Origin of the sequence: Streptomyces sp. SCPE 10 (genome assembly GCF_051980735.1) — a bacterium.
Lineage (GTDB): Bacteria > Actinomycetota > Actinomycetes > Streptomycetales > Streptomycetaceae > Streptomyces > Streptomyces misionensis.
Map to the genome: position 1 here is coordinate 5043510 of NZ_CP197069.1, position 13076 is coordinate 5056585.

The 13076-nt window shown below is 75.0% G+C and carries 7 protein-coding genes; 6 read left to right on the forward strand and 1 reads right to left on the reverse strand.

Going from position 1 to position 13076, the window contains the following annotated elements:
- The first annotated feature begins 44 nt into the window (after positions 1–44).
- From ACSP97_RS23455 to nudC, 5 genes are all read left to right on the forward strand, one after another.
- On the forward strand, positions 45–431 hold the full coding sequence (locus ACSP97_RS23455; RefSeq protein WP_070026872.1) for an MGMT family protein: 387 nt from the start codon (positions 45–47) through the stop codon (positions 429–431).
- 210 nt (positions 432–641) lie between these two features.
- The gene (locus tag ACSP97_RS23460; RefSeq protein WP_440554121.1) at positions 642–4037 is read left to right on the forward strand and encodes an ATP-dependent helicase; all 3396 of its coding nucleotides are present in this window, start codon (positions 642–644) and stop codon (positions 4035–4037) included.
- A 94-nt stretch (positions 4038–4131) separates the two neighbouring features.
- Positions 4132–7662 (forward strand): UvrD-helicase domain-containing protein, encoded by a 3531-nt coding sequence (locus tag ACSP97_RS23465; RefSeq protein ID WP_440554123.1) that lies wholly within the window; start codon positions 4132–4134, stop codon positions 7660–7662.
- 47 nt (positions 7663–7709) lie between these two features.
- A complete protein-coding gene (locus ACSP97_RS23470; RefSeq protein ID WP_440554125.1) occupies positions 7710–9113 on the forward strand; it encodes a dipeptidase in 1404 nt (467 codons plus the stop codon).
- Positions 9114–9265: 152 nt separating this feature from the next.
- Positions 9266–10210: an NAD(+) diphosphatase gene (gene nudC, locus ACSP97_RS23475; protein WP_355150313.1), complete on the forward strand. Its 945-nt coding sequence runs from the start codon at positions 9266–9268 to the stop codon at positions 10208–10210.
- Positions 10211–10309: 99 nt separating this feature from the next.
- Here nudC and ACSP97_RS23480 read toward each other — a convergent pair whose 3' ends face one another.
- Positions 10310–10552, reverse strand: a complete 243-nt coding sequence (locus ACSP97_RS23480) for a mycoredoxin (RefSeq protein WP_074993197.1) — start codon at positions 10550–10552, stop codon at positions 10310–10312.
- 197 nt (positions 10553–10749) lie between these two features.
- Between ACSP97_RS23480 and ACSP97_RS23485 the strand changes: the two genes are divergently transcribed.
- Positions 10750–12963 carry an ATP-dependent DNA helicase UvrD2 gene (locus ACSP97_RS23485; protein ID WP_355526140.1) on the forward strand — a complete coding sequence of 738 codons (2214 nt, stop codon included), beginning with the start codon at positions 10750–10752 and terminating at the stop codon, positions 12961–12963.
- Positions 12964–13076 lie beyond the last annotated feature (113 nt).

The following is a 13076-nucleotide window of genomic DNA, read 5'->3' on the forward strand; positions in this document are numbered from 1 at the left end:
CGCTCCGCGCCACGATGTCGGCGGGGTGCGGCAGGATGGGGCGAATGAGCGAGCAGAGCCCCGGTGAGGACATCCTGGACACGCATCCGGCGGAGCTCCCCGAGTACGCCGAGCGGGTCCTTCAGGTCGCCGAGCTGGTCCCGCCGGGACGGGTCATGACGTACGGCGACGTCGCCGAGTGGCTGGAGGAGGGCGGCCCGCGCCAGGTGGGCCGGGTGATGGCCCTCTACGGCGGCGCCGTCCCGTGGTGGCGGATCGTCCGCGCCGACGGGGTGCTGCTGCCCGGGCACGAGCTGCGCGCGCTCGCGCACTACCGCGCCGAGGGCACACCGCTGAAGGAGGCGGGCAGGAGCGCCGAGGGCCACCTGCCGCGGCTCGACATGCGGCGGGCCCGGTGGGACGGCGGTACGGGCGACGAGGGTCACACCTGACAGCTTCCGCCATCGGGCACCCCCGGCGGCAACCCCTGCCCCGTCCGGGTGACACCGGGGACACCCGTGGCATGCCGTACGTTCGAGAGTCGACGGCATCGCGCCGGCGGCCCGTGCGTCCCCCTGCCGGGGGACACCGCCCCGCGCGCGTGACCGCCCGTCCGCCCGCACCACCAGCAAGCAGTACGACCACCAGGACCGGCCAACCACGTGAGCTCCTCTTCCGCCACCGGACGCCCGCCGCACCCCGAGGTGCGGCGGGGGAGCCGTGGCGCCTACCGACTGGTGCGCACCCCGCCGCCGCGGCCGGCCTCCCCTGTTCTGGACGCCGCCCAGCGCGCCGTGGTTGACCACCGGGCCGGGCCGCTGCTTGTCCTCGCGGGCCCCGGCACCGGCAAGACCACCACCCTGATCGAGTCCGTGGCCGCGCGGATCGCCCGGGGCGGCGACCCCGAGCGCATCCTGGTGCTGACGTTCAGCCGCCGTGCCGCCCTCGACCTGCGCGACCGCATGGCCCAGCGCATCGGCGCGGCCCGCGCGCCCCGGGCGACCACCTTTCACTCGTACGGCTACGCCCTGGTCCGCGCCCACCAGGACGGCGAACTGTTCGCCGAGCCGCTGCGCCTGCTGTCCGGCCCCGAGCAGGACGTCGCCGTGCGCGAGCTGCTGGCCGGGCAGCCCGAGCTGGAGCGGCTCGGGCTGACCCATGTGCGCTGGCCGGACGAACTGCGCGCCTGCCTGACCACACGCGGCTTCGCCGACGAGGTCCGCGCCGTGCTCGCCCGCAGCCGTGAGCTGGGCCTCGGCCCGGACGCCCTGGACGCGTTCGCCCGCCGCATCGGCCGCCCCGACTGGCGCGCCGCCGCCGCCTTCCTCGCCGAGTACCTGGACGTGCTGGACCTCCAGGGCGTGATCGACTACGCCGAGCTGGTGCACCGCGCGGTGCTGCTGGCCGGCCGCCCCGAGGTCGCCGCCGCCCTGGCCGCGCGGTACGACGCCGTGTACGTCGACGAGTACCAGGACACCGACCCGGCCCAGGTGCGGCTGCTGCACGCCCTGGCGGGCGGCGGCCGCACCCTGGTCGCGTTCGGCGACCCCGACCAGTCGATCTACACCTTCCGGGGCGCCGACGTGAACGGCATCCTCGACTTCCCGGAGGCCTTCCCGCGCGCCGACGGTCGCCCGGCCCCCGTCCAGGTGCTGCGCACCAACCGCCGCTCGGGCGGCACGCTGCTGGCCGCCACCCGGCTGATCACCCGGCGCATGCCGCTGCCCCGGCTGCCCGCCGAGAAGGTGCGCGCCCACCGGGAGCCGGCCGCGGTACGCGACGGCGGCCGGGTCGAGGTCTACACGTACCCGACCCCGGGCACCGAGCTGGACAACATCGCGGACATCCTGCGCCGCGCCCACCTGGAGGACGGCGTCCCCTGGCGCGACATGGCCGTCCTGGTCCGCGCCGGCGCCCGTTCCCTGCCCACCCTGCGCCGCGCCCTGACCGCGGCCGGCGTCCCCCTGGACATCGACGGCGACGACCTCCCCCTGCGCCACGAACCGGCGGTGGCCCCGCTCCTCACGGCCCTGCGGGCGGTGGCGGTCGCGGAGGCGCGGGAGCGAGAGGGCGGGACGCCCAGGGAGCAGCTGGAGACGGAGGCGGGGCAGCGGGCGGGGGCGGAGTCCCGGGAGGGCGCCGACGCGGGGCCCGACACGGAGGCACGGGCGGAGGCCGAGGCGCCCTGGCTGGACACCGAGACCGCGCTCACCCTGCTCGGCTCCCCCCTCGCCGGCATGGACGCGGCCGATCTGCGCCGGCTGGGACGGGCGCTGCGGGAGGAGGAGCGAGCCGGCGGGAACCCGTTGCCGCCGCCCTCGGACGAACTCCTCACCAGGGCGCTCGCCGAGCCCGAGCGGCTGGCCGTGCACGACCCGGCGTACGCCCGGGGCGCCCAGCGTCTGGGCGCGCTGTTGCGCACGGCCCGCGAGCGCCTCGCGAACGGCGGCACGGCCGAGGAGGCGCTGTGGGACCTGTGGTCCGGCACCCCCTGGCCCGGCCGCCTGGCGCGGGCCGCCCTGCGCGGGGGCGCGGCCGGCCGCAACGCCGACCGGGACCTGGACGCCGTCTGCGCCCTGTTCGCCACCGCCGCCCGCGCCGAGGAGCGCACCGGGGGCCGCGGCGCCCTGAACTTCCTGGCCGAGATCGAGGCCGAGGACATCGCCGCCGACACCCTCACCCGTCGCGCGGTGCGCCCCGACGCCGTACGCCTGATGACCGCGCACCGCGCCAAGGGCCTGGAGTGGCCGCTGGTCGTCGTCGCGGGCGTGCAGGAGGGTCTGTGGCCCGACCTCAGGCGCCGCGGATCGCTGCTGGAGGCCGACCGGATCGGCCGGGACGGACTGGCCGAACCGCTCACCCAGGGCGCGCTGCTCGCGGAGGAACGCCGCCTGTTCTACGCCGCCGCCACCCGCGCCCGCGACCGCCTGGTCGTCACCGCGGTGAAGGCGCCCGCCGAGGACGGCGACCAGCCCTCCCGGTTCCTGACCGAGCTGGGCGTCGAGCCCAGGGACGTGGCCGGCCGCCCCCGGCGCCCGCTGTCCGTGGCCGCGCTCGTCGCCGAGCTGCGCGCCACCACCGTCGACCCGCGCGCCTCCGCCGCCCTGCGGGAGGCCGCCGCCCGCCGCCTGGCCCGGCTCGCCGCACTCACCGACGAGGACGGCCGCCCCCTCGTACCGGCCGCTCACCCCTACCGCTGGTGGGGCATGTTCGAGCCGACCGAGAGCAAGGTGCCGCTGCGCCACCGCGACCAGCCCGTGGTGCTTTCCGGCAGCGCCCTCGACCAGCTGGCCAACACCTGTGCCCTGCAATGGTTCCTGGGCCGCGAGGTGAAGGCCGACGCGCCCGCCACCGCCGCCCAGGGCTTCGGCAACGTCGTGCACGTCCTCGCCGACGAGGTCGCCTCCGGCCGCACCCCCGCCGACCTCGACGTCCTCATGGAACGCCTGGACTCGGTGTGGAACGCGCTCGCCTTCGACGCGCCCTGGAAGTCCCGCCAGGAGAAGGACAACGCCCGCGCCGCGCTCGAACGCTTCCTGAACTGGCACGTCCTGGACCGGGCGGGGCGCACCCCCGTCACCAGTGAGCAGGACTTCGACGTCACCTTGGAGGCGGGCGACTACCAGGTCCGCATCCGCGGCCAGATGGACCGCGTCGAGACGGACGCCGAGGGCCGCGCCTACGTGGTCGACTTCAAGACCGGCAAGCAGGCCCCCACCGCGCGCGAGGTGGCACGCCACCCCCAGCTCGCCGTCTACCAGCTCGCCGTCCGCGAGGGCGCCGCCGACACCGCCTTCGACGGCGTCCGCCCCGAGCCCGGCGGCGCCGAACTGGTGCACCTGCGCCAGGGCGCCGCCCAGCGCGACGGCGGCGAGACGCTGCCCAAGGTGCAGAGCCAGGAACCGCTCGCGGGGGAGTGGGTCGGCGAGCTGCTGGCCACCGCCGCCGGGAAGGTCCTGGACGAGCGGTTCTCGCCGAGCGCCGGCCAGCACTGCACCCACTGCGCCTTCCGCGCCTCGTGCAGCGCCCGGCCCGAGGGGCGGCACGTGGTGGAGTGACGTACCGCACCCCACCCCGCTGACCTGGGCTTCTACCGCCCCGGAGGAGTGGTGCGCGCGAGGCTGTCAGTGCCCCCCGCTAGCCTTTTCCGACATGCCCGCCCATCTCACCGATCCCGAGCAGCTCAAGGAGCTCCTCGGCATCCCCTTCACCCCGGAGCAGACGGCCTGCATCACCGCGCCGCCCGCCCCGCAGGTGATCGTGGCCGGAGCCGGGTCGGGCAAGACCACCGTGATGGCGGCCCGCGTGGTCTGGCTGGTCGGCACCGGACAGGTCGCCCCCGAACAGGTCCTCGGCCTGACCTTCACCAACAAGGCGGCGGGCGAGCTCGCCGAACGCGTCCGCAAGGCCCTCGTCAAGGCGGGCGTCACCGACCCCGACGCCCTCCCGTCGCCCGGCCGGCCCGCCTCGGCGACCGCGCCCTCCGCCGACCCCTCCTGGTGGGACCCGGACAACCCCCCGGGCGAGCCGGTGATCTCCACGTACCACTCCTTCGCCGGCCGCCTCCTCACCGACCACGGCCTGCGCATCGGCCTGGAGCCCGCCTCCCGCCTCCTCGCCGACGCCACCCGCTACCAGCTCGCCGCCCGCGTGCTGCGCGAGGCCCCCGGCCCCTACCCGGCGCTCACCCGCTCCTTCGCCGACCTCGTCAGCGATCTGCTCGCACTCGACTCCGAACTCTCCGAACACCTCGTGGAACCCGGCCGGCTGCGCACCTGGGACACGGAGCTGCTGGCCACCCTCGACGGCGCGAAACTTGGCAACGCCGAGCTGCGCAAGGTCCCCGAGACCGCCGCCGCCCGCCGCGAACTCACCGACCTGGTGCAGCGCTACCGGGCCGCCAAACGCGAGCGGGACCTGCTCGACTTCGGCGACCAGATCGCCCTGTCCGCCCGCCTCGCCGGCCTGCCCGAGGTGGGCCGCCTGCTGCGCGAGGAGTTCCGGGTGGTCCTCCTGGACGAGTACCAGGACACCTCCGTCGCCCAACGCGTCCTGCTCGCGGGCCTGTTCGGCGGCGGCACCAGTCACCCGGTGACCGCCGTCGGCGACCCCTGCCAGGCCATCTACGGCTGGCGCGGCGCCTCCGTCGCCAACCTGGACGACTTCCCGGAGCACTTCCGCCACGCCGACGGCCGCCCCGCCACCCGCCAGGCGCTCAGCGAGAACCGGCGCAGCGGCGGCCGCCTCCTCGACCTCGCCAACGGCCTCGCCGCCCCGCTGCGCGCGATGCACGCGGGCGTCGAAGCCCTCCGCCCCGCCCCCGGCGCCGAGCTCGACGGCCGGGTCCGCTGCGCCCTGCTGCCCACCCACGCCGAGGAGCTGGACTGGCTCGGCGACTCCATCGCCCACCTCGTACACACCGGCACCGCCCCCGGCGAGATCGCCGTGCTGTGCCGTACGGCGGGCGACTTCGGCGCGATCCAGGCCGCGCTCGTCGCCCGGGACGTCCCCGTCGAGGTGGTCGGCCTGTCCGGGCTGCTGCACCTGCCCGAGGTCGCCGACCTGGTCGCCGTCTGCGAGGTCCTCCAGGACCCCGGCGCCAACGCCGCCCTGGTACGGCTGCTCACCGGGCCCCGCTGGCGCATCGGCCCCCGCGACCTCGCCCTGCTCGGCCGCCGCGCCCGCCTGCTGGTCGCCCACGCCCGCGCCGACGACGCCGACGACCCGGACCGCCGGCTGGCCGCCGCGGTGGAGGGCACCGACCCGGCCGAGGTGATATCGCTCGCCGACGCCCTGGACACCTTCCTGGACGCCTCCGGCGAGGACGAGGACGGGCTGCCGTTCTCCCCGGACGCCCGGGTGCGCTTCGCCCGCCTCGCCGCCGAACTGCGCGAGCTGCGCCGCGCGCTGTCCGACCCGCTGATGGACGTGCTGCACCGCGTCCTCGCCGTCACCGGTCTGGAGGTGGAGCTGTCGGCGTCCCCGCACGCGCTGGCCGCCCGCCGCCGTGAGACCCTCGCCAACTTCCTCGACGTGGCCGCCTCCTTCGCCGCGGGCGACGGCGAGGCCACCCTGCTCGCCTTCCTCGGCTTCCTGCGCACCGCCGCCCAGTACGAGAAGGGCCTCGACAACGCCCTGCCCGGCGGCGAGAACACCGTCAAGGTGCTCACCGCGCACAAGTCCAAGGGCCTGGAGTGGGACGTCGTGGCCGTGCCCGGCCTCGTCACCGGCACTTTCCCCAGCAGCCAGGGCCGCGACAAGTGGACCGCCCAGGCCAAGGTGCTGCCGCACGCCCTGCGCGGCGACGCCGACACCCTGCCCGACGTCGACGGCTGGGACGCGCGCGGCATGAAGGCCTTCCACGAGGCCATGAAGGACCACCAGCACACCGAGGAACTCCGCCTCGGCTACGTCACCTTCACCCGCCCCCGCTCCCTCCTGCTCGGCTCCGGCCACTGGTGGGGGCCCAGCCAGAAGAAGAAGCGCGGCCCCTCGGACTTCCTCCGGGCGCTCCACGACCACTGCGCCGCCGGGTACGGCGAGATCGAGGCCTGGGCGGACGAACCCGGCGACGACGAGGAGAACCCGGCCCTGCGGGCGCCCGACACGGAGTTGGCCTGGCCGCTGCCCCTGGACCCGGAGGCCCTCGCCCGCCGCCGCGCGGCCGCCGAGACCGTCCTCGCCCACCTGGCGGCCCCGAACCCGGCCGACCCCGCCGTTCCCACCGCCTCCGGCGACCCGGACTGGCCCGCACCGCCCGAGGAACCGCCGTACGACGAACCGCCCTACGAGGACGAGCCGCCGTACGACGAGCAGCCCTACGGCGATGAGCCATACGACCCGGAGCCCTACGACGACGAGCCGTACGGCCCGGCCCCCGCCGCCCCCGCCGCTCCCACCGTCCCCCACCAGGCCACCGCCCCCGCCGAGCCGGTCCTCACGCCCGAGGAGTCCCGTCTGATCGCGTCCTGGGACCGCGATCTGGACGCGCTCACCCGGGAGCTGCTGCTGGCCCGCCGCACCGTCACGGACGTCCCCCTGCCCGTGACGCTCACCGCGACCCAGCTGCTGCTCCTGGCCGAGGATCCGGACGGGCTCGCACAGGAGCTCGCGCGCCCCATGCCGCGCCCCCCGCAGCGGTCCGCGCGCCGCGGCACCCGGTTCCACGCCTGGGTGGAGTCCCGCTACGAGGAGCTGGCGCTGCCCCTGCTGGAGCCCGACGAGCTGCCCGGCGGCGACGCGGAGATCGCCGACGAGGAGGACCTGGAGGCGCTGAAGGAGGCCTTCGAGCGCACCGAGTACGCCCGGCGCACGCCGTACCGCGTCGAGGCCCCGGTCCAGCTCACCCTCGCCGGGCGGATCGTGCGCGGCCGGATAGACGCCGTCTACCGCACGGGCGAGGGCGCGGCGGCGACGTACGAGATCGTGGACTGGAAGACCGGCCGCGAGCACACCGCCGACCCGCTCCAGCTCGCCGTCTACCGGCTGGCCTGGGCCGAGCAGCAGGGCGTCCCGCTCGACTCGGTCACCGCCGCGTTCCTGTACGTGCGCACCGGCGAGGTGGTCCGCCCCGCGGACCTGCCGGACCGTGCCGCGCTGGAGCGGCTGCTCGGCGGCCCCGGCCGGACGCCCGGCACAGCCGGGCCGGCACCGGAGGTGACACGGCGCCCACCGCGAGTGTGACGAACCGCCCGCCGAGGATGCCCGCGCGGGCCGATAGGCTCGTGAGCATGAGCCAGACCCCGGACAGCGCCGTCCGCACGTACATCGAGCAGCACCGCGCCGCCTTCCTCGACGACCTCGCCGCATGGCTGCGCATCCCCTCCGTGTCGGCCCAGCCCGACCACGCGCCCGACGTGCGGCGCAGCGCCGACTGGCTCGCCGCCAAGCTGAGCGAGACCGGCTTCCCGACCGTCGAGGTGTGGCCCACCGAGGGCGCCCCGGCCGTCTTCGCCGAGTGGCCCTGCGACGACCCCGGGGCGCCCACCGTGCTGGTCTACGGCCACCACGACGTGCAGCCCGCCGCCCGCGAGGACGGCTGGGACAGCGAGCCCTTCGAGCCGGTCGTGCGCGGCAACCGGCTCTACGCACGCGGCGCGGCCGACGACAAGGGCCAGGTGTTCTTCCACACCCTCGGTGTGCGCGCCCACCTCGCCGCCACCGGCCGCACCGCCCCCGCGGTCGGCCTGAAGCTGCTGATCGAGGGCGAGGAGGAGTCCGGCTCCCCGCACTTCCGGGCCCTGGTGGAGGAGCGCGCGCAGCGCCTTATGGCCGACGCCGTGATCGTCTCCGACACCGGTATGTGGGCCGAGGACACCCCGACGGTGTGCACCGGCATGCGCGGCCTGGCCGAGTGCGAGATCCGCCTTCACGGTCCCGACCAGGACATCCACTCCGGTTCCTTCGGCGGCGCCGTGCCCAACCCGGCCACCGCCGTCGCCCGCCTGGTCGCCGCCCTGCACGACGAGCGGGGACGGGTGGCCGTCCCCGGCTTCTACGACGGCGTCGTGGAGCTGACCGAGCGCGAGCGCGAGCTCTTCGCCGAGCTGCCCTTCGACGAGGAGCGCTGGCTGCGCACCGCCAAGTCCCGCGCCACCCACGGCGAGGCCGGGCTCACCACCCTGGAGCGTATCTGGGCCCGCCCGACCGCCGAGGTCAACGGCATCGGCGGCGGCTACCAGGGCCCCGGCAGCAAGACCATCATCCCGTCCTCGGCCATGGTGAAGCTGTCGTTCCGGCTGGTCGCCGGGCAGGACCCGGACCACGTCGAGAAGGCGGTCCGCGCCTGGGCCGCCGAGCAGGTGCCCGCCGGGATCCGCGCCGAGATCGACTTCGGTTCGGCCACCCGCCCCTGTCTGACCCCGCTCGACCACCCGGCGCTGCGCTCGGTGGCCCGGGCGATGGGCCGCGCCTTCGAGGGCCCGGTCCGCTTCACCCGCGAGGGCGGCTCCGGCCCCGCCGCCGACCTCCAGGAAGTCCTCGGCAGCCCCGTGCTCTTCCTGGGCATCTCCGTCCCCTCCGACGGCTGGCACGCGCCCAACGAGAAGGTCGAGCTGGACCTCCTCCTCAAGGGCGTCGAGACCAGCGCCTACCTGTGGGCCGACCTGGCCGAGAACTGGCGGCCCACCGCCTGACCGGCCCGCACCGGGCCCCGGCAGGGGGACGCCGGGGCGAGGGGCACACTGGAAGGACCGCCCCCGCCCGCCCGACCCGGTGCGTCCCGTCGCACGCCCCGCCGAACCGCCCGCCGAACCGAACCGCCGCACTGGGGGAGTTGGAAGCACCCGTGACCACCTGGACCGACGACACAGCCGATCGACCCATCTCGCTGACCGACCCCGGCGGCATCGACCGCGCCGCCCACCACCGGCTGGACGAGGCCTGGCTCGCGGCGGCGTGGAGCCACCCGACGACCCGCTGTTTCGTGGTCTCCGGCGGCCAGGTCCTCATCGACGAGACGCCCGACGGCCGGACCGAACTCGTCATGACGCCGTCCTTCGAGGCCCCGCTCACCGAGGCGCACCGCTACTTCCTCGGCATCGACGAGGACGGCGTGTCCTACTTCGCGCTCCAGAAGGACGCGCTGCCCGGCCGCATCGACCAGTCCGCGCGCCCGGCGGGTCTGCGTGAGGCGGGCCTGCTGCTGTCGGCGCGCGACACCGCGCTCATGGTGCACGCGGTCGGCCTGGAGAACTGGCAGCGCACCCACCGCTTCTGCTCCCGCTGCGGCGAGCGCACGGTGATCGCCGCGGCCGGTCACATCCGCCGCTGCCAGGCCTGCGGCGCCGAGCACTACCCGCGCACCGACCCGGCGGTGATCATGGCGGTCACCGACGCGGAGGACCGCATCCTGCTCGGCCGCCAGGTGCACTGGCCCGAGGGCCGCTTCTCCACGCTGGCCGGCTTCGTGGAGCCCGGCGAGTCCATCGAGCAGGCGGTGCGCCGCGAGGTCGCCGAGGAGGTCGGCGTCACCATCGGCGGCGTCGAGTACGTGGCCAGCCAGCCCTGGCCCTTCCCGTCCAGCCTGATGCTCGGCTTCATGGCCCGCGCCACCACCACCGAGATCCAGGTCGACGGCGACGAGATCTCCGAGGCCCGCTGGTTCTCCCGCCAGGAACTGCACGAGGCCTTCGAGTCCGGCGAGGTGCTGCCGCCCTACGGCATCTCCATCGCGGCCCGCCTGATCGAGATGTGGTACGGCAAGCCCCTGCCCACCCGCGCCGCCTTCTGAGGCACCCCGGCGGGCCGCCCGGGTGTCGTACGGCACACGAAAACGGCGGTTCCCGAGTCGCTTCCGGACTCGGGAACCGCCGTTTCGCAGCTCGGGCCGTTACGCGGCGAGCTTCTGCTTGACCTGGGCCAGCGACGGGTTCGTCATGGTGGTGCCGTCCGCGAAGAGCACGGTCGGAACCGTCTGGTTGCCGCCGTTCGCCTTCTCCACGAAGGCCGCGGACTCGGGGTCCTGCTCGATGTTGATCTCGGTGTAGGCGATGCCCTCCCGGTCCATCTGGCTCTTCAGCCGACGGCAGTAGCCGCACCAAGTCGTGCTGTACATCGTCACAGTGCCCTGCATGTCTCTCGCGCTCCTCAGGCAGCTCGGAAAAACGTCGTCCGCACAGTGAACGCGGGCGACCGGCCCGCCATTCCCACGGGGGGTATCGGGCCGGACCGGCCGCCTCGCTGTGACTCCCACCGCATCGGTACGACCATCACACCCCGCCTGTGGACAACCGGCGCGGCCGTCCCGGGCGACCTGGCAGCATGGCTGGTGTGACAGCAGCAACGCACTCCCCCCTCTTCCCGCAGGTACCGGATGTCCCGGACTCCGCCGACGCGGTGCTCGAAGGGCTCGATCCCGAGCAGCGCGAGGTGGCCACCGCCCTGCGCGGCCCGGTGTGTGTGCTGGCCGGCGCGGGCACCGGCAAGACCCGGGCGATCACCCACCGCATCGCCTACGGGGTGCGCGCCGGGGTCCTCCAGCCCACCAGCGTCCTCGCCGTCACCTTCACCAACCGCGCCGCCGGAGAGATGCGCGGCCGGCTGCGCCAGCTCGGCGCCCAGGGCGTCCAGGCCCGCACCTTCCACTCCGCGGCCCTGCGCCAGCTCCAGTACTTCTGGCCGAAAGCCATCGGTGGCGGCATGCCCCGGCTGATCGACCGCAAGATCCAGCTCGTCGCCGACGCGGCCGCGGCCCTCGGCACCCGGCTCGACCGGGGCGAGCTGCGCGACGTCACCAGCGAGATCGAATGGTGCAAGGTCACCCAGACGATCCCGGCCGACTACCCGTACGCGGCGGCGAAGGCCGGCCGCGAGGCCCCCCGCGACCCCGCCGAGATCGCCCACCTGTACGCGGCCTACGAGGACCTCAAACGCGACCGCGCGGTGATCGACTTCGAGGACGTGCTGCTGCTCACCGTCGCCATCCTCCAGGACCGGCACGACATCGCCGAGCAGATCCGCGCCCAGTACCAGCACTTCGTGGTGGACGAGTACCAGGACGTCAGCCCCCTCCAGCAGCGCCTGCTGGAACTGTGGCTCGGCGAGCGCGACGACCTGTGCGTCGTCGGCGACGCCAGCCAGACCATCTACTCGTTCACCGGAGCAACGCCCGACCACCTCCTCGACTTCCGCGTCCGGTACCCGGGCGCCACCGTCGTCAAGCTGGTCCGCGACTACCGCTCCACGCCCCAGGTCGTCCGCCTGGCCAACGGCCTGCTCGCCCAGGCCCACGGCCGCGCCGCCGACCACCGGCTGGAACTCGTCTCCCAGCGCCCCTCCGGCCCCGAACCCGTCTACGCCGAGTACACCGACGAGCCGGCCGAGGCCGAGGGCGCCGCCCGCCGCATCCGCGAGCTGATCGACGCCGGCGTCCCGGCCGCCGAGATCGCCGTCCTGTTCCGCACCAACTCCCAGTCCGAGACCTACGAGCAGGCCCTGGCCGACGCCGGCGTGCCCTATCAGCTGCGCGGCGCCGAGCGCTTCTTCGACCGGCCCGAGGTGCGCAAGGCCGGCATCGCCCTGCGCGGCGCCGCCCGCTTCGGCGGCAACGACGCCCTGCTGGACGGCGCCGTGGACCTGCCCTCCCAGGTCCGCGCCGTGCTGTCCGGCGAGGGCGGCTGGACCCCCGTGCCCCCGGCCGGCTCCGGCGCCGTCAGAGAACGCTGGGAGTCCCTCGCCGCGCTGGTCAACCTCGCCCAGGACCTCGCCGCCGCCCGCCCGGGCGCCACCCTCGGCGACTTCGTGGCGGAACTGGACGAGCGGGCGAACGCCCAGCACGCCCCCACCGTCCAGGGCGTCACCCTCGCCTCGCTGCACGCCGCCAAGGGCCTCGAATGGGACGCCGTCTTCCTGGTGGGCGTCGCCGAGGGCATGCTGCCCATCACCTACGCGAAGACGGACGAGCAGATCGAGGAGGAGCGCCGACTGCTCTACGTCGGCGTCACCCGCGCGCGAGAACGCCTCCATGTCTCCTGGGCCCTCTCCCGCTCGCCCGGCGGCCGCCCGAATCGCAGGCCCAGCCGCTTCCTCGACGGACTGCGCCCCGGCACCACCCCCACCGTGGGCCGCGGCGCTGCCGCGACCGTCGGCGGCGTCGAGCGCGGCGTCCTCGCCGCCGCCGCGGCGGCCGCGGTGCCCCGGCGCACCCAGCGCACCCCGGCCCGCTGCCGGGTCTGCGGCCGCACCCTCACCGACGCCGGCGAGATGAAACTGATGCGCTGCGAGGACTGCCCCTCCGACATGGACGAAGGGCTCTACGAGCGGCTGCGCGAGTGGCGGGCGGCGCAGGCCGCGCAGAGCGGTCAGCCGGACTTCTGCGTCTTCACCGACCGCACCCTGATGGCCATCGCGGAGGCCCGGCCGGACAGCGCCGCCGAACTCTCCCGCATCCCCGGCGTCCTCAGCCGCAAGCTGCGCAGCTACGGAGCCGATGTGCTGGCCATCTGCGCAGGTCAGGAGGTTGGGGGCGAGGACGCGGACGACTGATGCGAACTCGTCGAAAAAATAGTTTGCGCACGCGCCGCGAATCCCCATAGGTTCTAGGCACGGAAGCAGCGGCCTTCTCCAAGGCCCGGCCTCCGTGATGTACTTGCACATAC